Raw genomic sequence first — 23,078 nt, forward strand, 5'->3', positions numbered from 1 at the left:
TTTTGAGAAAAGCGATAGATTAGACAAGATTGCAAAAATCGGAAAATACCCTGAAATTATCTGCGTTTATCTGTGTTTATCTGCTTGATATCTGCGGTTTCTGGATCGATCAAAGACTTATGCAATCTTGTCTATTGCAGTCGATCGCCCTAACCGTCCCTAACCATCCAGACCAACATCCCCAAAAGCGGCTCCACAGGAGGCACAGCATAGTCATTGAGGTCAATTGTCAGAGTTTTTGCCTCCAACTTCAAAAATCTCCAAACAGTCCCGCTGCTGACACTACCGTAAATTGTGGCGATCGGGATATTGTTAATTTCATTAAACTTTTGAGCCGCCACCATTTCGGCCGCGCACTGTCCCAAACCTACTTTTAAATCGGCTTTTTTCGCCTCAACAATCACAATTGCCGGCGCTTCAATCAATATTTGTTCGGGAGAGCGACTGATTAAAAAATCGCAAACTCCGCTCAATCCCAACTCCGGCTCTACGGTAAAATCTTCTCCCGAAAATAAGCTGACTTGTCGCTGCAAAATCTTTCTGACTTCGACTAAGATTGGACTAATAATCAATTCAGAGCGTGCTTTTTCTGAACCAGTAGCTGTAGCCAGTGGTAATCCTTCAATGAGCGATTCCGTCAAATATAAACTAGGATTAATCGGCTCGGTTGGTGGCAGGAATCGCCCTGCTTCTACGGTTGTTAAGCCAAAATCACGTTTAGCTTTTTTGAGCGTAAATTCACTGTATAACATTGAAAATCACCGACTTTGTTGATAAGATTTTAGGAATACTTCAACAGGGTTTACGCATCAAAACCAAAGAAACCGGGTTTTTGATTTAATCTGTAGGCTACAGCGCAGGATTTTCGTAAAAAACCCGGTTTCTGACTACCCGTGCGTAAGTCTTATTCAATAAATGTCTGGTGTGCACTACGCACATTCCGGCTTAACTTGAAAAATTATGGCATATAGCGATTTCACAATACGGAAAGTCAAACAAGACTTTGGACTCACTACAGTTGAAGGTGGACGCTTTTTACCAGAAATTGATCCGATCGCGCCCAGTCTCATTTTAGCAGGTTTGTTGGAAGATACCATTCCCTGGGCGATCGCAGTAGGAACAGCAAAATCCAGATCCGAAGCAATCATCGCCCCCGCACTTTTAGAAGTAAAACGCTTGCTAAACCGCCAAGTCAGCGTATTTTCCGGCACAAATTTTACAGTCGATATCGCGCTGGGATTAAGTGGAGTTTGCGACTTTTTAATTAGCCGCTCTTCCGAACAATTTGAAATCGAAGCACCGGCGGTTATGCTGGTAGAAGCCAAGCGAGATAACATTAACAGCGGTTTGGGACAGTGTATTGCCGAAATGGTGGCAGCTCAAAGATTTAACGACATTAATAATAACTCAATTTCGACTATTTACGGATCAGTAACCAGCGGTACTGCTTGGCGATTTCTCAAACTGGAAGGGCAAACCGTTACTATTGATGTTAGAGATTATCCATTTCCACCAGTCGAGACAATTTTGGGGATGCTGGTGTGGATGGTGCAAAATGGTTAATTAGCGCTGCTCTCGGTACAAGCGGAGTGCGTGATTTCCGGCAACTGTTGCCTGCAACTCTCTAATTACTGATACCATATCGATCGGCAATTCGTCAATTTTCGCCACCAAAACCGGATGTTCGGGAGGTTGCAACACTGGAGCAGCTAATGCGGCAAAAGTCAAGTCTGCCGCCGATAAATTATCGCCTGCTAAATAAGGGCGATCGTCTGCTAATCTTTGATTCACTATCTCGAAAACTTCCCGAATCCCTTGCAGCGAAAGGGCTGCTGACTCTGCTGTAATGTTGTAAGTTTGCCGCACTTTGGCGCTAATCAACGGAAAGCCTATTTCAAATCCAACTCGCTCCAACAGAGGCGTCCCTTTACACCAAGCTTTTCGCATTGTATCGCGATTATCCAATCGATAAAAATATGCCCAATTGCGAATATCTACCCCCAATCTCGTATCAAATAACTCTTCCAATTCTTCAACTTCTCGGCGCAATTTAGGCTCGGTTGGATATAATCGGAAATCTGATGAACTTATGGTATCGAGATAATGCAAAATCTCGGTTGAATCGGTAAAATTGCCAGATTTGCTAGCTAAAACAGGAACGCTGCTACCTCCGTATTTGCGGGTAGCCGAGCGGTGAAAAGCTGGTACGTGTTTTTCTTCAATGTAGGGAAGTTTTAGCAAGTCTAGCGCCCAGCGAACTTTTTCGCAGTAGTGGCTGATTGGAATAGTAATCAAGCGCAGTGGATCGGAATTGGCAATTGTTGAACTATTCATTGGGTTATCTGCATATTTTGACATGAATTTGTCCTTAATTTTTATGATCTTGAATTAGATTAGGCTTTTTAAAGACCATTCGGTCTGTTTTATGGCAAAAAAATTGCTCTGATTCTAAAGTTGATTGTCGAGATAAGCGTGTAAGTGGGTAATTGCTCTGTTGATGTGAATCGGATCTCCGTAAAGTTTGCTCATCATTATCGCCCCCTCCAACGTTGAAATCAGAATAGTTGCTACTGCATCAGCTTCGACATTTTCTCGCACTTCACCTTTGGCAATTCCTTTGTCAATTATTTTGCAAATCAAGGCGCGCCAACCATCCATTGCTATTTGTGCGCGCTGGCGCAAGGCTGGATGAGCGTCATCGCTTTCAACTGCGGTATTTAACAGGGGACAGCCGCCAGGTATAGGAGAATTTTCGGCTAATTTACTAAATGCTGATACCATAGCTTTTAGGCGATCGATCGCATTTTTGTTTCCTTTCAAAGCCCCGAGATATTCTTTACGCATACATTGAACGGCAAAATCAAAGGCTTGCAAGGCTAGTTCGTCTTTGCTGTGGAAGTGGTTGTAAATTCCTCCTTTTTGCAAGCCTGTAACGCGCATGATGTCGGACATAGAAGAACCTGAGTAGCCGTACTGATTGAACAGTGCTGCGGCTTCCCTGAGAATTTTTTCTCTGGTTTCTTGGGCTTTTGACATTTTGAGCGAGAGTTTACAGACCGATAGGTCTTTTTTAGAGAGTAGCAGAGATAATTGTGGATGGCAAGGGGCGATCGCAAATTGGTTTGTAGTGAGGACTTTAGTCCTTTCATGGATGCGGACTAAAGTCCTCACTACAAACCTGTACGATCGTTTGTAGTGAGGACTTTAGTCCTTTCATGGATGCGGACTAAAGTCCTCACTACAAACCTGTGGATGGCAAGGGGCGATCGCAAATTGGTTTGTAGTGAGGACTTTAGTCCTTTCATGGATGCGGACTAAAGTCCTCACTACAAACCTGTACGATCGTTTGTAGTGAGGACTTTAGTCCTTTCATGGATGCGGACTAAAGTCCTCACTACAAACCTGTGGATGGCAAGGGGCGATCGCAAATTGGTTTGTAGTGAGGACTTTAGTCCTTTCATGGATGCGGACTAAAGTCCTCACTACAAACCTGTACGATCGTTTGTAGTGAGGACTTTAGTCCTTTCATGGATGCGGACTAAAGTCCTCACTACAAACCTGTACGATCGTTTGTAGTGAGGACTTTAGTCCTTTCATGGATGCGGACTAAAGTCCTCACTACGAACCTGTACGATCGTTTTCTGCGACCACGATCTTACACCAAAAATGGAAATTTTTAGGTTTAATGTCAAAAAAAATAGGCTAGCCATATTTCACAGCGCCTATCTCAATCAATTTTATGATGGCTCCCCGCAACGCCGTCTTACCTCAGCTTTTGACCTGGTATTTTACCAGGTGGGCACCGTTGGCTCGGACTTAAAGTTTCTGGGTACAAGCCCAGTTTACTGCTGTCCAAACATCTTGATTCCCGAGAGTTAAGAGTTATAGATCAAAAAAACATTATTGGCAGTCACCAACGTCGCAGTAGAACCTTTATTTAATATATACCAACTAACCAGATTTTGGCAAGCTCGGAGCAATTTAAGTTGAATACCAGATGGATTCTACGGTTTGAGCGATCGCACTAGCCGACTGTCCTCCCTCATCCCCCAACCGGGCATCGGACACAACAGTAACGTGACCGAGTTTGCGGCCCGGACGCGATACTTTCTTACCATACCAATGTACAAAAGCGCCGCTGATTTGTGCCAGTTGTTTTCGTTTTTCTAAATAGTCGGACTCCGCAGACTCGTAGCCGAGCAAATTTACCATCACAGCACCTGCACATTTCAGATCGCAATTGCCTAAAGGCAGTTGACAAACCGCGCGCAAATGCTGTTCAAATTGTGAAGTTTCGCAAGCATCGATGGTAAAATGTCCCGAGTTGTGAGTGCGCGGGGCGATTTCATTGACTAACAGCTTATTGTCGGCGGTTAAAAACAATTCAATGCCGAATACGCCGACAGCTTCTAAGCTATTGAGGAGAGTACGGGCGATCGCACAAGCTTCAGCTTGCACCTCTAAACTAATATCCGCGGGCGCGATCGCCCTGCGGCAAACTTGATCGAGCTGTTGGGTTTCCACGATCGGGTAAATCGCCATTTCGCCATTCGCCGATCGAGCAGCAATCACAGCCAACTCGCGATCGAAGGGCACAAACTCTTCCACTAGCAAAGACTGGCCTTTTAGTTGAGCGCTAATTGACTCAAAACTCTCGCGATCCTTAACAATAAAAGTACCTTGGCCGTCGTAACCGTGGCGGCGAACTTTGACCACAAAGGGAAAATCTCTCGGCCCAGATTCCGAGTTTTGTGCTATCTCTGTGCTGTCGGAAACGGAAATTCCCCGATTGTCGATCGCCACGAACCCCAAATTCGGCGCATCCCCCACACCTTCGGAGCCAATTTGCTTTTGCTCGGATTGCTGCAACGAATCTAACTGCAATTGGCTCAGATCCGCGGGCGCCCAAAACCTGGGAGTGGGCAAATCCAAATCTTGTAAATAACAGCGCTGCACGTACTTATCCAACAAAGGAGAAAGCGACGACAAGCTGGGCTGAAATAATACACCTTGCTGTTCGAGAATCCGCAAACCATCCACATCCACAAACTCATTTTCAAAAGTAACAACATCGCAGCCATCTGCCAAATGAGCCGTAGCCAAAACATCATCAACAGCAGCCAAAACAGCACCCGCAGCCACACAAACAGCCGGGTCAGTTGCCTGAGGAGTTTGCACTATTAATTCAAGACCCAGCGCATTAGCAGCATCCCCCATCATCCCAGCTAGCTGGCCGCCGCCGATAACGCCCACCCGCTTAAATTTTGCAGAGGAACTCGCAGCGGTTTGATTTGATTTCATGTGAGTAAAAATCCGCAAAGTCAACCAACCTATTTTACCGCTATTTGTACCACAATGAATTAGAGTAATTGCACAGTTAACAGCAAAAGAATAGTTGTAATTGCAGGATTAAATCGAGACCGCAGCCCCAAAAAATCGGTGGCGAAAGTCTTTAATTATTCCACGCTCCGAGGCGTTGAGAAATAGCGATCGAGCCCGACTCATCGAGAAAAGTGCCACATCTAGCAATTCCGTCGCGCCAAGCATGGCATAATTGAGGGCACTGCAAAAAGCAGACAGGTGCAAACACGGAAAATCAGCCATTTAGAGAACAAAAGTTATAGGTGAGGATGCTGTGAAAGTTTTGGTTGTGGGGAACGGAGGTCGCGAACACGCGATCGCCAAAAAATTGCTAGAATCGACGCGGGTTAAACAAGTATTCTGCGTACCGGGTAACGGTGGCACAGCTACCACCAAAGGCTGTCAAAATCTCTCGCTCAACATCGACGACTTCCAAGGCATCGAACGCTTTGTGATGGTCAACAACATCGGATTAGTGATTGTCGGCCCGGAATTGCCCCTATCGCTAGGCATCGTTGACTACTTCCAACAGCGAAAACTGATGATTTTCGGCCCCAACAAAGCCGGCGCCCAAATAGAATCCAGCAAATCCTGGGCTAAAGAATTGATGCTCTCCGAGGGTATCCCAACACCCAAAGCTGCCGTATTTACAGAAGCAGAAGCAGCTAAAGCATACGTGCTGGAACAAGGAGCGCCCATAGTTATCAAAGCAGACGGACTCGCATCAGGCAAAGGAGTCACCGTTGCCACCACCGTCAAAATGGCTCACAGCGCCATCAACACCATTTTCCGAGGGGAATTCGGCACCGACAACATCCGAGTCGTCGTGGAAGAATATGTCACGGGCCAAGAAGTCTCGATTCTCGCCCTCACGGATGGCATTACCGTAGAACCCCTGCTGCCGGCCCAAGACCACAAAGCCATCGGCGAAGGCGACAAGGGAGCAAACACGGGCGGTATGGGAGCCTACGCCCCGGCGCCAATTGTCACCCCAGAACTCATGGACAGGATTCAAGCAGAAATTCTCGAACCCACCCTCGCAGCGCTGCGAAAACGCAACATCGACTACCGGGGCGTCCTCTACGCAGGTTTAATGATCGCCAGCGAAGGAGAACCCACAGTCTTGGAATTCAACTGTCGTTTCGGAGATCCCGAAACTCAAGCGGTTTTGTCGCTCTTGGAAACTCCCTTAGAAGATTTGGTGTTGGCTTGCTGTCAACAGCGTCTCGGTGAATATTCCAATATTCGCTGGAAGTCGGGGGCTTCTGTTTGTGTAGTTTTGGCTTCAGGGGGCTATCCGGGAAATTACCAAAAAGGCAAAGTTATTACAGGTATCGAGGAAGCCGAAGCCAAAGGTGCAGACGTGTTTCATGCCGGCACTCAGTTGAAGCAGCAGCAATTGGTGACCGAGGGCGGCCGCGTTTTGGGCGTCACCGCTGCGGGTGAAACTTTGGAACAAGCTATTTCCAAAGCTTATGCAGCAGTCGATTGCATCCAATTTGAAGGGGTATACTGCCGTCGTGATATCGGCCGTCGGGCTTTGGCGGACAAAATTTAGCAGTTTCGACACCGCCCGCCACCGGCAAGCCAAGCAATGTGAAATTAGAAATGTAACAATGAAGTTTGGCACATCTGCGGTGGCGGTAGCTTCCAAGTCGCAGCACAAAATTCGATCGACCAAAAACTAAATTAAGCAAATCTACCTAATTAAACGTAAAATACGGATCGATAAAAAAAATTCTGTGTATATCTTCTTACTTCTTCCTGATGACAAACGACCAATCACAAATGACCAATGACCAACGACCAATGACCAATGACAATTGACCAATGACAATTGACCAATGACCAATGACTTAATTTTGCTTTTAATATTTAACTGGTGAACAGGTGAAATGCTGGCCATACTAAACAAAATCCGAGAAATTATTGCCCGCTGGTGGTCGGACTTTACCCTCCAGACTCGCCTGATGGCCGGTGCTACCCTCGTAGTGTCGTTAATTATGAGCGGCCTAACTTTTTGGGCCGTGAATACTATCCAGCTAGACGCCCGACTTAACGATACTCGCTACGGCCGTGACCTCGGCCTGCTGTTGGCGGCAAATGTGGCGCCGCTGATTGCGAATAACGATCGCTCCGAAGTTGCCCGTTTTTCGCGCCAATTTTACAGCAGCACATCCAGCGTCCGCTATATGCTGTACGCCGACGAAGCAGGAGATATTTTCCTGGGGATACCATTCTCCGAATCCGAGGTACGCACTTCCCTCACCCTGCGCCGCCAAATTAAACTCCCCGATAATTTTATCGCCGATATTGAAGCGAGAAATTTGACTTCTTTGCCTTTAGTGCGGCAGCACTTGACGCCAGACGGAGAAGTTACCGACGTATTTGTGCCACTAATTCACGAGGACAAATATTTAGGCGTTTTGGCGATCGGCATTAACCCAAATCCCGCAGCAGTTATCTCTTCAAATCTGACCAGGGATGTCACTTTAGCAGTATTTGTCACGATTTGGGTGATGGTAATTTTGGGCGCTGTATTTAATGCCCTAACAATTACTCAGCCGATCAAACAATTAGTGTTCGGGGTCAAAAACATCGCCAGCGGGAATTTTAAGCAACGAGTTGACCTGCCTTTGGGGGGAGAATTGGGCGAGTTGATCGGCAGTTTTAACGAGATGGCCGAGAAACTCGAAAGTTATGAAGAACAAAATATAGAAGAGTTGACAGCCGAAAAAGCCAAGCTAGAAACTTTGGTTTCAACTATTGCTGACGGGGCGCTGTTGCTGGATGCGAATTTGCAAGTGATTTTAGTCAACCCGACTGGCCGGCGGATTTTTGGCTGGGAAGGTAAAAATGCGATCGGAGTCAACGTCGTCAACATTTTACCTGCGGAAGTGCAGCGCGAGTTAGCAAGACCTCTGCACGAAATAGCAGCGGGCGATCGCGAAGGCGGCGAATTTCGGATTACTCTGAGCCAACCAGTCAACCGCACAATTCGGATTCTGCTAACCACCGTAATTCTCCACAAAGCCCCGGGGGCCGATCCCCTGTGCAGAAGCTGCGTGCGCGACGAGGAAAATACCTGTACCGAGCCGCAACGCCCAACTGCGATCGAGTGTACTTTCTACGAGCAAACCTCCAAACATCAAGGTTCCGGACAGTACCGAGAAAGTCTCAAAGGTATTGCGATGACAGTACAAGACATCACTCGCGAAGTCGAACTAAATGAGGCTAAAAGCAATTTTATTAGCAATGTTTCTCACGAATTGAGAACCCCTTTATTTAATATCAAATCTTTTATTGAAACTCTCCACGAATACGGAGAAGACCTTCTAGAAAGCGAGCGCCGCGAATTCCTAGAAATCGCCAATCGAGAAACCGATCGCCTCACCCGTTTAGTCAACGACGTGCTAGACTTGTCGCGCCTGGAATCCTGCCGAATTTATCAATTAGACGCAGTTGACCTCCCGCAAGCAGTGGAACAAACCCTGCGGACTTATCAGTTAAATGCCAAAGATAAAGGTATCGAATTAGAGCAAGAAGTTGACCCGTATTTGCCGCCTGCGTTAGGTCATTACGATTTGCTGCTGCAAGTATTTGCAAATTTAGTCGGAAACGCCTTAAAATTTACCGAGTCCGGCGGTAAGGTAGCAATTCGAGCGTATTTGCTAGAATCACACGCACCCGCCCGCAAAGAGGGCGCATCGGCGAACCACAACTTGTCACCCAATTCCAACCATTTTCCCGTGGTGCGGATCGAAATTTCTGATACGGGGATTGGCATAGATCCCGAAGACCAACAAGCAATTTTCGATCGCTTTTTCCGGGTAGAAAACCGAGTTCACACTTTAGAAGGAACCGGATTAGGTCTGTCAATTGTCAGAAACATTATTGACAAGCACCACACTAAAATTAATTTAGTTAGCGAAGTTAACGCGGGTACTACTTTCTGGTTCGACTTGGCGGTTTATCAGCCGAAACAAGCAGTAGACATGGAAAATCCTTGGTCGGTGGAAGCACAGGTGGAGAGTGAAACAATTTCGAGTCATGTTAACTAAACAAAACTTACCGTCATCACAGGGGATTTAAGCCCCCACCTTTAGGTGGATTGTTTTTAGGCAGGGGCTTAAATCCCCTGCCTAAAAACTTCGCACTCAACTGTCAACTCTTCGACTCCCCTCGACTTCGCGGGCGGGCAAGTCGCGAGCGCGCAAGCTGTCAACTCTTCGACTCCCCTCGACTTCGCGGGCGGGCAAGTCGCTCAGCGCAAGCTGTCAACTGTTAAACACCGCCTTCCACCTATAGCATATAGTAGGAAATCCCTCGCAATCGCACCAGTTAATCGGACAGTGGCGTGAATTATGGTAATATTATACCCTGTAAATTACCGCAATCAAACGAATCTTGTAGGACTGGAGATTAAAAAGTGCGATCGCACTCCAATATCCAGACCATTATACATGAAAAAAAGCCAACACCGTCAGTCTTAATTATCCTTAGCCTTCGTATCCCAGCTCAATTTTACCGATAAAACTACATAAAAACACCAATAAGTACCAATGGCCAATAATCCCCCCTCTGTCAAATTAGTCATTAGCATAAACGTTAATAGATACAAAGGCAAAGCTGACTCTGGAAAATCTTGTTGAATCAGGCACTTTATACCTCTGAATATATTATTAATAAATGAAAAAAAGAACAACGACAATCCGCCCCAACCCAGTTCGCAAAGTATATCAATAAAACCATTATGGGAGTGGGGCGGTATAAAACCAGATTTAACGTCTACAATGCCGTAAGCTGGGTCTTCCAATCCCCGCCAAGATTGCCAAAATCCCGTTATTCCATAACCAAATATGGGATGTTTCTCATTAATGCGATCGATAATTAAAGGCCAAAAATTTGTCCGACCCGTTAAAGTCATATCTTTTTTTAAACCATCCACAACAATAGCCTCTAAATTATTTAACACTATAATACCAATACATATACTGCCCACCAAAAATAAAAGAAAGCAGAAAAAAGCCCACCTCACAGGCAATCTTTTTAACACAGACAAATAAACCCAAAAACTGATTAATATCACCGTCAGAATTCTACTGGCACCACTACAACCTTTTTGCAATCCTATTAAAGCTACGAGAGTTATCAGTAATGAGAAATATCGATATCTTTTTTCTTTTACAGCATATAAAATCCATAAAGAAGCAGTGTTAGCCATTTGAAAAGAAAAAGGATTTTTATGGCTTAAAATTCCCGTCCAGCAGCCGTCTGACGAGGGATTTTTTTGGACGACTCCCCAAACAGCTAATAAACAACTAAGCCATCTCAACAACCCATAAATTTCTCCCCAACTATATTCTTTTCCTACATATATAGAAACTAGCGTGATTCCCCAGAGAGTCAAAACAGCCCGAAAACTAAGTTCGGGAGTTTCTGACCACAAGGGAGATAAAGTCATCATTAACAAAAACAAACAAAAACAACCATCTCCTATAATCCATTTTATACAAGCATTAACGAAATTCTTTGTTGTTTTGCTTAATCGAGGAATTAAAATTAAAATCATCCCCGAATAAATAGCAAGTTGACCGACAATAGTTGCTGCTGTAGTTTCAGTGTTTAAAAAAATGCTAGGATGAATTTTCTGAAACATCATGGGCGTGACTCCAGAGCTACTGGTGATAGTAAAAAAGAGTATGCCCACAAAAATCTTTTCTACTCTGGCAGCAAATTTGCGATGGCGGGCCACTAAAATATAAACAGTTACAAAGGCCATCGCCGCGACACACAACAGCATAAACGCAAACATCGGAATCTTTAAAATTTCTTTCATGCCTTTACCTATAACGTCAAATTTGTTGCTACCGATGAAATGATTATTCGGGATCGCCTGATCGTTCCAAAAAGCATTTTTTATTAAAGCTAGCGCACTTCAAATGCTTGTAGAACCCCGATACTCCCGACTCAATCCAGCAATGAGCATTAATACTGACTGCGATCTAAGTGGTGGAGACAATATGAAAATTGATATGTACGATCGCAGCTTAGTAGAGATTATCAAGTTTTTGCCTGGAGACTCTCAAGCTTGCGTACCATTGCTCAGAACCCGAGAAGTAGGCGACTCAGACAATAATTATGTAGGTACAAATAGATGTTTCCTACGTAACATAATGTAAAGCATTCGCAACCAAAAGCGAATTACTCAGTTATCCTGGCAATGACTGTATATATTTTCCCGATCGTCTACTGGCACGGGCAGTCAAAAGCAAGTGAAACGTTAGCAATCGCTTTCTCGCTCAGAAAGCAACTGCTGTGGGGACGGTCGCTTGACATTGTGTTACTTAAGCAAAAAAAATATTTAGGCCTATTTACTTACCTTTCAAGATAGTATACTACCAGAAGGCATAGGATCTGTGTTCCGACATGGGCGGCTACGCACTCAGGGTATTTTTTGGTTCTAGCTACTTCTAGTTTTGTGGTGGCGCACCTGCACAAAAGCGCGATCGCACAAGTCAATGTTCCGGAGGTTGAAACTACTTCTTAAATCAAGCAATTATGAATGCTGGTGTTTTCCAACCACGCAACGCTAACTCTAGTAAATGTGTCGAACTAATTTGGCCAAACGATCGCGCTTTTCGATCGCACATTCAACTACAATGAATTTTAATCGAAGAATTGACTGTCAAACCAACCCACTTATTCAAGACAGTGATATATTGATACTGCTACGTTATAAAAATGCAGCGTTCGCCGACAAAATCAACACGGCTCTCACATCAGGAACTCCAATCTTTGGTAAAATTATCTATCCTTGTTACCAAATCCAGAGCATTTGCACGTTTGCGTTACCTTAACAACCAATAAAAAATCACCTTAGTATTATGGATAAAAAACAGTTTTCTTTCCTAAAAAATGACATGAACGGTCACTACCTGTCTGGCTCTTCCAGTAATTACCTAGCTAGTAAGCCAGAAGAGGATGACCAAGTTCTTGATATGAATTGGGTACTGGCTGTACTCAAACGTCGCGCTCTAGTGATGGTCGCAGTAGCTGCAACCCTGGCTGCTATGACTGGTAGTTTAATTCTCTTGAATTCCAAAAAAACTATTTCTGAGTACGAAGGAAAATGTACTGTTTTAGTAGAACCAGTTACCTCTGACGATCAGCTACTAAAGCTCTATGTCCAAGCTCAGAATAATAGTTTAGGTCTCACAGAATTGAGCAAAATTAAATCTTCGGCGCAAGACAATTACTCGGTGGACTATCAAAGTTTAACGCGGGTTTTAAAAAGCCCGGAAGTGCTAGCACCCTTATATGACAAGTTGCAAAAAAAATATCCTAAATTAGATTATAATAGACTTTACAACCAATTAAATATTCAGCGAGTTAGCTTCGTGCAAGATGGCAAAGAAGCGGGGACTAAACTATTAGAAATTACTTACAAAGATCGAGACTCAATCCGCATTAAAGATATACTGGAAGAAACATTAAAATATTACTTACAATATATGCGCCAAGAGCGTTTGAAGTTGAGCAATCAAGGTCTGGATTTTATCAATCAGCAAATTCCGGAACTGCAACAGAAAGTAGATAAATTGCAAAACGAATTACAAACATTAAGAACAAAGTATAATTTTAATCAGCCAGAGGTAGGCAGTCGCCTTCTATCCGATCAGATAAATAACTTAGCCATTCAGCTCGTTGAAGTCGAATCACAATTAGCACAAAACAGGCAACTGTATGAAACCTACGAACAACGCTCTCTAAAAGGTGATAATCGTTGGATTGTTGAGATTAGTCCTAAGTCTTATGAAAGTTTAATGGGGAGAGTAAATGATATAGAGTCGCAAGTAGCTTTAAGCTCTACACAATTTTATGAAGATAGCCTTCCCATTAAATCTTTGAAAAAAAAGCAACAAAGTTTGCGCGATTTAATGCAAAGAGAAGCTAAATCTGTTTTGTTTCAGATGAATGCACAGATACAACAGTTGGAATCTCGCCAGCGGGTGCTGTCTAACAACCAAAAATTACTGAAAGACAAACTAATTTTAATGCCGGAGGCTCAACGTCGCTATGAAGACATACAATTACAACTAGACATAGCTCGCGAGAATCTTAAACTGTTCCTAGGGAAACAAAAAACTTTGCAGCTAGACAGCGGTCAAATTAATGACTCTTGGAAAGTTTTATCTAAACCAGAGTTAGTCAGAGACGAAAGTGGTGCTCCCAATGTAGTAAAACCAAAACCAACCAAGCGGCACTTAGCGATCGCGTTCGTGATTAGCAGTTTGCTGGGTCTTGCTGTAGGTTTTCTAGTAGAAGTTTTACATACTGTTTTCCATACTCCCGAAGAAATTAGATCGGCAACGAAATGTCCGCTGTTGGGTGTAATACCCATCGCCAAAGCAATGAAAATCAAATCTCGTCGAGGCGCAATTGCTGCGGCTAAATTCACTAGCGTCAGTTCAACGACTAACAGCGCCACCTTAAGACGAATCATCGTGTCAAATGACAAAAATTTCCCTTTGACAGAGGCATTTCACTACTTATACACAAATATTCAGTTATTAAGCGCCCAAGAGCCAATAAATTCTTTAACCATTACTTCGACTGTGAAAGGTGAGGGTAAGTCCACGGTAGCAGTTTATTTAGCTAAAACTGCTTCGGCTGTTGGTAAACGAGTATTATTGGTGGATGCTAATATGCGATCGCCTCAACTGCACGCATACCTTAACGTCTCAAATGCTAGAGGTTTAAGTAATATTTTGACTTCTGATTTAAGTGTAAATGAGGTCATTCAGCAAGTACCAGACGACGAACATCTTTTTGTGCTTACCGCTGGTACTATCCCCCCCGATCCAATTAAATTACTTTCTTCCAGAAAGATGCACTATTTAATGGAACAATTCCTCACCTTATTTGATTTAGTAATTTACGATACGCCTGCTTTAATTGGTTTAGCTGACGGTCATTTACTAGCTTCTCAAACTAATGGTACCGTACTGATAGTAAAAATAGAAAAAACTAATCGCGAGTTGGTAAACAAAGCCTTATATCAACTAAATATAGCGGATTTTCCAGTATTTGGGGTAGTAGCTAATGGGGTAAAAATGTAATATGGGCATTGGGCATTGGGCATTGGGCATTGGGCATTGGGCTATCCTCACTTTTTTGAAAACCGCTATAGCTGACGGAAAAAGTAAGACAATTTGGGAGTTAAAGTTTTATGTTGGTAGTGCGGACTTCAGTCCGCAGCATTTTGCGGACTGAAGTCCGCACTACGAACCAATTTTATTGGCGTCGCGCGCGCGGCACGCAAGCTAAGATGCCAGAGTAATAACTCAGCCTAATTAAACCTCAAACATCGCTCGGTTAGAGCCCCGACTTTTTTAATAAGTCGGGGTTCTAAATTAGATAGAGACTTAAGAAACAGTCTTTCTAGCGCGTTCCGATCGCTCTTCTGCGGTATCCATGACATCCGCCATTTTATCCACCATTTCCCCTGGATAATTTTCGAGTACCCGAGTAGAAAGCGAAATTCGCCCGCGACTTTCATCTAGATCGAGCACCACGGCTTTCAGGGGTTGGCCTGGGGTAAAAACTTGTCCGAGGTTCTCAATATATTTTTGGCTAACTTGCTTAATGTGTAGCAAACCGCTAACTCCTTCCAAGTCCACAAACACGCCAAAAGGCTTGATGCTGCTGACTTTTCCTTCTACCAATTGACCGATTTGCAACTGACTGAAGGCAGAAGATTGAGTCGCCATCCGTTGCGAAAGTACGAGTTTTTCTCGTTCGCGATCGACTTCTAAGAAATTCACGGTTAAAGATTGACCAATTAGCGATTCTATGTTATCGCGTTGGGCTAAGTGCGATCGAGGAATAAAACCGCGCATCCCCTCAACATCCACCGTCACGCCGCCCTTATTCGCCCCAGAAACCCGCACCTGAAGCACTTTACCAGTTTCCTGCAAAGCAACTAAATCTTCCCAAGCTTGCTGAATTTGTAACTGTTTCAGAGACAGAGTAACTTGGCCGTCTGCATCTTGTTCGCGGATAATTAAAAATTCTCGTTCCTCGTCTAGGGGAACCACTTCGGACAAATCTGCTACCATTCTCAAAGCAGCCTCTTCGATCGGCAAAAAAGCCGAAGACTTGCCGCCGATATCAACATACGCGCCGTTTGAATCGTACTCGAACACTTTGCCGCGCACTACTTGTCCCTTCTGGAACTCGTAATTGTGCTGTTCGAGGGCTTTAGCAAAATCATCCATTGAAAAAGATGCTTTTGCGCTTTGAGAACCTGTAGATTTGGAATTCATGTCAGTTTAGTTGTCAGTTATCAGTTGTCAGTTGTCAGTTGTCAGTTGACAGTTGTTAGTTGTCAGTTGTTGAAGGAAGAAGGAAGATGTTCCCCCACTCTCCCACTCTCCCCCTCTCCCCATCTTCCCATCTTCCACACCCTAAGCTGGTTGAAGTTCTTGATGAAATAGCTGCTTCACCTGCACCCACGATTCGGCTGCTGCGGTAGCGTTGTAACTGCCGCGATGGTCGCAGAAGAAGCCATGATCGGCATTGTACCGGAAAATTTGGTGAGGAATTATGTGTTTTTCCAATTCTGCGGCGATTTGGTCAACTTGTTCTGACGGAATGCTGGCATCTTGAGTGCCGAAAAAGGCGTAGAGAGTGCCTTTAATGTCGGCTGTACGATCGATCGTGGGAGCTCCACCTCCGGGGGTGAGAGTGGCGATACCGGCGCCGTAGAACGACGCTGTAGCCTTGATTTCGGGCAAAGTGGCGGCGAGGTAGGCGACGTGTCCGCCAAAGCAGAAACCGATGCAGCCAAAACCTTGCTGTTGGACGGATGGTAAGGTTTTGAGGTAATTGATGGTGGCTTGAATGTCGCTCAGCAGTTGGGATGCGGTAGTTTGTTCTTTGTATTCTCTGCCGATTTTGATGGATTCGGGTGTGTAGCCGGTTTCAAAGCCGGGGGCTTGACGTTGATAAATGGCTGGGGCGATCGCCAGATATCCTTCTTTTGCTATTCTGTCAGTAACTTCGCGGATGTGTGGGTTGACGCCAAAGATTTCTTGAATCACGATAACTGCGGGTAATTGTCCTGCGCCGGCGGGTTGGGCTAGGTAAGCGGCGATTTGCAAATCTCTGTTGGGAATTGTGACGTTAGTTGTGTGAATTTCTGGGTTGGTCATGGTTAGTTTTTGTGCAATTCTATTTGATTTAAGAATAAGATTTTTTTAACCGCAGAGGGCGCAGAGGGCGCGGAGGAAGACAAGATAGAGAGAAGAGAAGAGAGGTGAGGGGGAGTTTTATAAATAGGTTATAGTAACTCGTCGCTATTTTTACAATATCACGTTTCCCGGAAATTGCTGTTTTAAAACAGGCATTACTGGACAAGGTTTTTGCTCTTGCAAATTCTCCGGTTTGTTCCAAGTAAAAGGCCCTTTCTTCTCGGCGGCCATCCACAGCAAGCTTTTTGCTCTTGTCATGGCTACATACAGCAATCGAAACTCTTCTGCTGTTTTCAAATAACCTGCTTGTTCCCAGGCTTCGCCGAGATTTGGTAATGGATATTTTTCGTGCAAACTCGCTCGAATTTGCGCTCTTGCTACTTCGGCTAAGGTGAAATCTCCGAGAAATCTAGTTTGTGGCAAAACTCGCAAACTTCCGGGGATGGTTTGGTCGTGCAAAAATGGCAAAAATACGCAATCCCAATCTAATCCTTTGGCTTTGTGCATGGTAATAATTGTGAGTTGACCTTTGCTGGTGTAGCGTTCTTCTATTTTGTCGTCTGCATCCACGGGTTCAAATCTTTCGGAACTGACTATTTCGCTGAGCACTGACAAAATATTACTCATTGAATTGTTACCGGCGGTTTGGATTGCTACTCGTTCTGCTAATTTGTCGGCGGTGGCTAATTCTGTTTGGTCGTATTGCAGCGCTAAGGCTAAGAATGAGATGATTTGGTAGGGCGGTAACTCTAAGCGTGCTTGCAGCAAACCGCAGCAAAAATAACGGCATTTGCGAACTGGTTCTGACTGCTGCGGGTCTAGGGGGCCTGGATACAGGAATTGTTCGGGGCTGGTTGCAAAGGTATTGTAGTCTTGTTTGGGGATGAGTTGTCGATCGCTCAAAATCTTTAAGGCTGCTTTTAGGTAGTCTGGTGAGTGCGGGCGATCGAGAAATTGCAGCAGTGTTAATATTTCCCAAGGTACTTGAGAATGTCTGTCGCGTTCTCCCACATCCTCAATTTTAATCCCGTATTTCCGCAAATCACAGCTCAATCCGTGTTTTCGCGGATTTTCCAGGACTTCTTTGATAAACTTGCCTTGTTTGTTTTCTCGTACCAAAACTGCCATCGATTTGAGATTTTCTAATGGCAATTTGGCGCGATTGTCTTCATCACTGGCTTCACCGCCAGATTCCTGATTTTGCTGGTAACTTTCCCATTCAAAATCCGCAGGTAAAAATTCCTCTACCAACTCAATTACCCGCTTACCAATCAACTCAACTGTATGGTAAATATCGCGGGGAGTATGCAATTCTAATCCAATCCCGATCGGAGCGGGATTAGCATTTTGCTGTGGGTCATCACTAGGAACTGGCTTAATTGTTTGGTCTCGAAAAGGCTGTTCGGTTCCTGCTAATTCTGAGCTATTTACCCATTGCAACATAAAGTTAGCTGCATCGATTATTACCTGGGTGCTGCGGCCTGCACCGTCCATCGTTGCTAACTTATTTTCAATTTGGCAATCTTCGCAAAATTTCCGAAAATAAATCGGATCGGCGGGAGTGAATGTTGAGTTAATTGCTTGATTTGGGTCGCCAACTCTGATAAAATTTTCCAGTGAGTTAGGACTGTCGGTTTCGCTAGCTAATATTTTCAAAAGCTTAGTCTGCAAAGGTGTAGAATCCTGGGCTTCGTCCTCGAAAACCGCAAATACTTGTTTTTGCTCGATCGCCCTAGCCTTCGGATTGTCCAACACCCGCAAAGCTGCTAAAATCATTTCGTCGTAATCGATGAATTCCCGACTTCTCAACAAAGCCTGATATTTTTGATATAAACCGCCAGCTACGGCTAAAATTTCATAGTCGTCTCTAGAATCAATATTGCCCATTTCTAACAACTCTTCGGGCGATAAACCCGAAGATTTTGCTTCGTGAATCACAGTTTTAGCTAACTGCGGCAAAATCTCTGTCCGCAAAACCGATTGTCGGCGCAATCTCTCTGTTTCTTCTCCATCAAATTGCTGTCCTTCTAACAAAACTTGATATCGGCGCGGATTTTCTCCGATCCAAAGTTCTACACAAGTGCGAATTAAACGATGACTTTGAGTGGTATTGACTAATGTCGAATTTTCGAGATTTAAACCCGATAAGTCGGGATGGCGCATCGCAATATTTAAAGCTAAACCGTGCAAAGTGTGCACAGCAAAACCGCCTTGAGATAAAGACAATTCTGCCAATCTTTGACGAATTTTAGCTTTAATATTAGCAGCAGCCGATCGCGTAAACGTCACCACAATTAACTGGCGGCGGTTGTGCAGTCGGTTGCGGGCGATCGCAATTGCCGACGCAGCAGCCATTCCCGTAGACTTCCCGGCCCCTGGAACCGCCGAAACCGCAAGGGGCCCGCCCGCCCAATCTGCCATCTCGTGCTGGCCCTTACGCAAGCTGTCGCGAATTTTACCGCAAGCAGCAGCCAAAAGGGCGGCCGGCTCTAACTCGGAGAAAGTGCTGTTCGGGCGATCGATCTCGGCAGTCGATCGACTAAAATCAGGATCAAATTCATCAGTCATGATTCCATCCGCGTTTATCTGCGTTCATCTGCGGTTAAAAATAAAAAAAAATTAACCTCTACCGTTTCAATTTCCGTATCCGCTCAACAAACCTTATCTATCTGAGCTTAGATTAAAACCAGCATAAAATCCAATACCCAAACCTTTTTACAGGAAAAATCCCCAATGAAAACTCACCTCAAAACCAATTTCGGGCCACACCAGCCAAACCCAGCCAACAACAGCAAAATTCGCTTTGCGGTGGTAGCATTATTAACTTTATCCTCCGCCATTGCGTTACCAAGCTGCGGAGCCCCACCACCGGGAAGCACCAGCGGAGAAAATCCAGCCGCTGCTGGCTCCACAAACCGTTTTGCTTCATCCCGCAGCAGTGAAAAGCAAGTAGTCGCATCGGCTCCACAATCTGCACCCGCACCTATAAGCAAACCCGCAAATGCAGATGCAAAAGTTGCTGCTGACACCGCAAAAAAAACAGCCGCAGAAAGTCCAGCAACTGCTCCCCAACTGATTAAAAAAGCCGAACTCAGTTTAGTTGTTAAATCAATTGACAGCAGCACTAAATCTGTTACCGATATTGTCAAAAAACAGCGAGGCGATATCTTGGCTTTCCAAAACCAAAAGCCGCCTGATTCTAGTGTACGCCAAACTGCAACGGTGCAGATTCGCGTCCCTCAAGAAAAGTTAGAAACTACTTTAGATGCTTTAGCAAAACTCGGAAGTGTGGAAAATCGAGGGCTTACCGCTGAGGATGTTAGCGAGCAATTAGTTGACAGCGAGGCGAGGCTACGCAACCTCCGCAAATCCGAGGAAGTTGTGTTAAAAATTATGGATCGCTCCGGCTCTGTGGGCGACGTGCTCAAGGCTTCTGAACAGTTGAGCAATATTCGGGAGTCGATCGAGCGCATCGACGCTCAGTTAAAAAGTTTGCGGAATCAAGTAGCCTATTCTACCATTAGCTTAACCCTAGAAGCAGCAGTCTCAGCCCAGCAAGATCCCGAACCTTCTCTCGGTTTGCGGGCGCAGGAAACTTGGGGAAAAGCCACTCATTCTGTGAGCGAATTAACTCTCGGTTTGTTTGCTTCAGCTATTTGGCTGTTGGCTTATAGTCCTTATTTCTTAGTAATTGGGGCTGCGACTTACGGTGTTATTCGATTTAAGAAACAGCATTCTGTTCCGAAAATTTCAGAACCGAAACCGCCTATGACAGTTGACAGTTGACAGCTTGCGCTGAGCGACTTGCCCCGAGCGAAGTCGAGGGGAGTCGAAGAGTTGACAGTTGTCATTAGATGTCGTAGCCTACTGACAACTGTTCGTAGTGCGTCCTGGCGTCCGCTTGCTTGGCTGCGGACGCCAGGACGCACTACGAACCAATTTTAGATCGATCGCACTTGATGTCATTTCCAATTGAAAATCGCCAATCAAAAATGGTATAAGGTGCGTCGCCATGAGATTGTCGATCTTTGTTTAGGGATTTTCGATGGCGACGCACCCTACTAATCACAACAGTCAACAGTCAACAGTCAACAGTCAACTGTCAACTCTTCGACTCCCCTCGACTTCGCTCGGGGCAAGTCGCTCAGCGCAAGCTGTCAACTGTCAACTGTCAACTCTTCGACTCCCCTCGACTTCGCTCGGGGCAAGTCGCTCAGCGCAAGCTGTCAACTGTCAACTGTCAACTGTCTAATCATCAATTTGCCATCCATCTTTGGTATAATCTTCGTCCACAATCTTCTTCGGACGCATCACCAAAACAACTCGCCCCAAAATTGACAACTGTGGTGCTGTTTCAAACCAGTGCAATTCTAAATTTCCCGCGTTATCGGCGAGGAAATAACTGTCAGCATCCCACTGTCTTTGGGCGCGATCGGTAATAATCAAAACTTCTTCGACTTTACCTTGCAGCGGTACCGGCAGTCGATCGCTCATTTCCAAAACCGCCACCGGATCTGCGGCGTTCAAAATTACCTGCCATCCCGGAATCGCCACCCAAGCTCCGGCTCCGGAAAATTTTACCATGCGGAACTGCCCGATTTCTTCCGGCAAAGGCACTGCCAGCAAGTCTGACGTAGAAAGCGGCAGTTTGCCTACAACCGGGACAATCCGAGGTAGTTGTTCCTCGGTATCGAGCCGATAAACTGGTAAGCGGGGAGCTTCCTGCCTCGGAACTACGGTAAAATCGACCAGCAACTGCTCGATTTGCGCCCTAGCGGTTTGGCTGCTAGCTAATTTTAAACCGCGAGCAATTAAGCGCGATCGCTCTTGCAAATCGCTTTTCTGTCTCGCCAACTGCCAGCACTGGTAAGCTACAGCATCCCCGGGAGTGTCTGTGAATCCTTGCGGCAGACTCCCGAAGTGCGAAAACTCTTTCATCGCTTTAGCAACTTGGCGGGCGTCGTCAACATCCAAATTGTGGGCCAGCATCAAAGCTGCTGCACCGGCACGATCTGTTTGTGAGAGTATGCGAAATTCGTATAAAATATCACTACCTTTGCGCGTGAAGTGCGATCGAACTTCCTCCGAAGCACCACCATTGACCATGCTGGTGTAAACTTGGGCTGCGACGCTGACCTGATTTTGCTGAATAGGCTCAAAACCAGTTTGTTCAAAAATCTCCTGAGAATTGCAGCCTGCTTGCAGCAGCGCCGTGCAGGCTTGTCCCCACTCTACCCAAGTGCCTTCTTTGCGGCGGAGCGATCGAATTAACTTTTCGACATCCACAGCATTAGCCGAGGGTGCAGGTGCAGGAGGAGAAAAATCTTGCGGTGTATCAGTCATAATTGAATCAAAAACTAGCGTTAATCTATGTATAATTGGATACTACGAAGGTTCGTATCGCGACAGAGCGATAGCAAGGGAAGTATGAGATTATTGTTACAGAATAGTTGCTCGCCTAAACTTACAAAGGGGAGTTTATCGTATTGTTATGGATAATGCCATTCCAGAGCTCGATCACATTAAACGCCAGCTCATGACCCTACACAGACCAAAAAAACCCAAAATGCTGGTAGTAGACGATGAACCAGACAATCTGGATTTACTCTACCGCACTTTCCGACGAGATTTTAACGTGCTCAAAGCTGAGAGCGGGATTCGTGCCTTGGAAGTCCTCGGCATCGAGGGCGAGGTCGCCGTCATCATTTCCGACCAGCGAATGCCGGAAATGAAGGGAACCGAGTTTCTCAGCAAAACCGTCCCGCAATTCCCGAATACGGTCAGAATTATTTTGACTGGTTTTACGGATATTGAAGACTTGGTGGATGCCATTAACTCCGGACAAGTTTACAAGTATATCACCAAGCCTTGGGACCCTAACGAATTGAAAATGGTGGTGCAAAAGGCTGCCGAGACTTATGAAGTTCTCAAGCAGCGGACTGAGGAATTGCACCGCGCCCAAAATCAAATACAACTGTTAGCAACCATCATGCAAACGGCTGTGGATTATCCGAGTGCAGAAGCAAGTTTAGAGCCAATTGCTACTGCTGTGAGCGATAATTTTTTGGCCGACGCTTGCATTTTGCAAATTGTGCAAGAAAATATTTTAATGCCAGCCCAAGGCAGTCACACCAGCGGCAAAACTGTGGAAAATTGGCTGGCGGATGACCCTCTGGCGCGAGAAGCAATCGCATCTCAAACTATTCAGGGTGCTGTGAATATTGCTGGCGACACAGCCCTCGCCACCCTGCCACACTATCAAAAATCAGGCATTCAAGCTCACCTAACCGTGCCGGTAATTCACAACGGTCGATCGCTCGCCCTGATGTCCATCCAGTGGAACCAACCTTGCTCCCTGCGGCCCGACGAACTAACAACAGTTCACCTCGCCGCTCAACAAGTGGCTCTGGTATTGACGAGTTTTCAAGGGTGATTAGTCATTAGTCATTAGTCATTAGTCAT

The 23,078-nt window shown here is 45.3% G+C and carries 18 protein-coding genes and 1 other RNA gene; 8 read left to right on the forward strand and 11 right to left on the reverse strand.

Features of this window, described 5'->3' with window-relative positions; all coding sequences use genetic code 11:
* Nucleotides 1-149: 149 nt before the first annotated feature.
* Complete coding sequence (locus QZW47_RS09900; RefSeq protein ID WP_293126593.1) at nt 150-752, reverse strand: hypothetical protein; 603 nt, start codon at nt 750-752, stop codon at nt 150-152.
* A gap of 208 nt (nt 753-960) precedes the next feature.
* Here QZW47_RS09900 and QZW47_RS09905 point away from each other — a divergent pair, with 208 nt between their 5' ends.
* Entirely contained in the window at nt 961-1,563 is a 603-nt protein-coding gene (locus tag QZW47_RS09905; RefSeq protein WP_293126595.1) for a hypothetical protein, read from the forward strand.
* Here QZW47_RS09905 and QZW47_RS09910 read toward each other — a convergent pair whose 3' ends face one another.
* From QZW47_RS09910 to QZW47_RS09930, 5 genes are all read right to left on the reverse strand, one after another.
* On the reverse strand, nt 1,564-2,334 hold the full coding sequence (locus QZW47_RS09910) for a glutathione S-transferase family protein (RefSeq protein ID WP_293126597.1): 771 nt from the start codon (nt 2,332-2,334) through the stop codon (nt 1,564-1,566). It lies immediately after the preceding gene.
* A gap of 114 nt (nt 2,335-2,448) precedes the next feature.
* Nucleotides 2,449-3,036, reverse strand: a complete 588-nt coding sequence (locus tag QZW47_RS09915) for a TetR/AcrR family transcriptional regulator (RefSeq protein ID WP_293126599.1) — start codon at nt 3,034-3,036, stop codon at nt 2,449-2,451.
* Between the two features lie 708 nt (nt 3,037-3,744).
* Nucleotides 3,745-3,931: non-coding RNA, 6S RNA (ssrS, locus tag QZW47_RS09920), on the reverse strand.
* Between the two features lie 50 nt (nt 3,932-3,981).
* A complete protein-coding gene (locus QZW47_RS09925; RefSeq protein WP_293126601.1) occupies nt 3,982-5,301 on the reverse strand; it encodes a 5-(carboxyamino)imidazole ribonucleotide synthase in 1,320 nt (439 codons plus the stop codon).
* Between the two features lie 108 nt (nt 5,302-5,409).
* Nucleotides 5,410-5,604: a hypothetical protein gene (locus QZW47_RS09930; RefSeq protein WP_293126603.1), complete on the reverse strand. Its 195-nt coding sequence runs from the start codon at nt 5,602-5,604 to the stop codon at nt 5,410-5,412.
* Between the two features lie 31 nt (nt 5,605-5,635).
* Between QZW47_RS09930 and purD the strand changes: the two genes are divergently transcribed.
* Complete coding sequence (gene purD, locus QZW47_RS09935) at nt 5,636-6,919, forward strand: phosphoribosylamine--glycine ligase (protein ID WP_293126605.1); 1,284 nt, start codon at nt 5,636-5,638, stop codon at nt 6,917-6,919.
* A 337-nt stretch (nt 6,920-7,256) separates the two neighbouring features.
* Nucleotides 7,257-9,422: a HAMP domain-containing sensor histidine kinase gene (locus QZW47_RS09940; RefSeq protein WP_293126607.1), complete on the forward strand. Its 2,166-nt coding sequence runs from the start codon at nt 7,257-7,259 to the stop codon at nt 9,420-9,422.
* A gap of 428 nt (nt 9,423-9,850) precedes the next feature.
* Here the strand turns inward: QZW47_RS09940 and QZW47_RS09945 are convergent, their stop codons facing one another.
* Nucleotides 9,851-11,200 (reverse strand): O-antigen ligase family protein, encoded by a 1,350-nt coding sequence (locus QZW47_RS09945; RefSeq protein ID WP_293126609.1) that lies wholly within the window; start codon nt 11,198-11,200, stop codon nt 9,851-9,853.
* 142 nt (nt 11,201-11,342) lie between these two features.
* Between QZW47_RS09945 and QZW47_RS09950 the strand changes: the two genes are divergently transcribed.
* The 3 genes from QZW47_RS09950 to QZW47_RS09960 all read left to right on the forward strand — a co-directional run bounded on the left by QZW47_RS09950 (nt 11,343) and on the right by QZW47_RS09960 (nt 14,637).
* Complete coding sequence (locus QZW47_RS09950) at nt 11,343-11,543, forward strand: hypothetical protein (RefSeq protein ID WP_293126611.1); 201 nt, start codon at nt 11,343-11,345, stop codon at nt 11,541-11,543.
* A 741-nt stretch (nt 11,544-12,284) separates the two neighbouring features.
* Nucleotides 12,285-14,483, forward strand: a complete 2,199-nt coding sequence (locus QZW47_RS09955; RefSeq protein WP_293126613.1) for a polysaccharide biosynthesis tyrosine autokinase — start codon at nt 12,285-12,287, stop codon at nt 14,481-14,483.
* Between the two features lies 1 nt (nt 14,484).
* Nucleotides 14,485-14,637, forward strand: a complete 153-nt coding sequence (locus tag QZW47_RS09960; RefSeq protein WP_293126615.1) for a hypothetical protein — start codon at nt 14,485-14,487, stop codon at nt 14,635-14,637.
* Between the two features lie 152 nt (nt 14,638-14,789).
* Here the strand turns inward: QZW47_RS09960 and QZW47_RS09965 are convergent, their stop codons facing one another.
* The 3 genes from QZW47_RS09965 to QZW47_RS09975 all read right to left on the reverse strand — a co-directional run bounded on the left by QZW47_RS09965 (nt 14,790) and on the right by QZW47_RS09975 (nt 19,184).
* Nucleotides 14,790-15,689, reverse strand: coding sequence for a S1 RNA-binding domain-containing protein (locus QZW47_RS09965; protein ID WP_293126617.1), 900 nt, complete (start codon nt 15,687-15,689; stop codon nt 14,790-14,792).
* Between the two features lie 141 nt (nt 15,690-15,830).
* Nucleotides 15,831-16,577 carry a dienelactone hydrolase family protein gene (locus QZW47_RS09970; RefSeq protein ID WP_293126619.1) on the reverse strand — a complete coding sequence of 249 codons (747 nt, stop codon included), beginning with the start codon at nt 16,575-16,577 and terminating at the stop codon, nt 15,831-15,833.
* A 150-nt stretch (nt 16,578-16,727) separates the two neighbouring features.
* A complete protein-coding gene (locus QZW47_RS09975) occupies nt 16,728-19,184 on the reverse strand; it encodes an ATP-dependent helicase (RefSeq protein ID WP_293126621.1) in 2,457 nt (818 codons plus the stop codon).
* Nucleotides 19,185-19,349: 165 nt separating this feature from the next.
* On the opposite strand from QZW47_RS09975, the gene QZW47_RS09980 reads away from it, so the two are divergent.
* On the forward strand, nt 19,350-20,402 hold the full coding sequence (locus QZW47_RS09980; protein WP_293126623.1) for a DUF4349 domain-containing protein: 1,053 nt from the start codon (nt 19,350-19,352) through the stop codon (nt 20,400-20,402).
* 462 nt (nt 20,403-20,864) lie between these two features.
* Here the strand turns inward: QZW47_RS09980 and QZW47_RS09985 are convergent, their stop codons facing one another.
* Entirely contained in the window at nt 20,865-21,959 is a 1,095-nt protein-coding gene (locus QZW47_RS09985; RefSeq protein ID WP_293126625.1) for a RuBisCO accumulation factor 1, read from the reverse strand.
* 148 nt (nt 21,960-22,107) lie between these two features.
* On the opposite strand from QZW47_RS09985, the gene QZW47_RS09990 reads away from it, so the two are divergent.
* Nucleotides 22,108-23,049 (forward strand): response regulator, encoded by a 942-nt coding sequence (locus QZW47_RS09990; protein WP_293126627.1) that lies wholly within the window; start codon nt 22,108-22,110, stop codon nt 23,047-23,049.
* Nucleotides 23,050-23,078: the final 29 nt, after the last annotated feature.

The organism is Microcoleus sp. bin38.metabat.b11b12b14.051, assembly GCF_013299165.1.
Taxonomy (GTDB): Bacteria; Cyanobacteriota; Cyanobacteriia; order Cyanobacteriales; family Microcoleaceae; genus Microcoleus.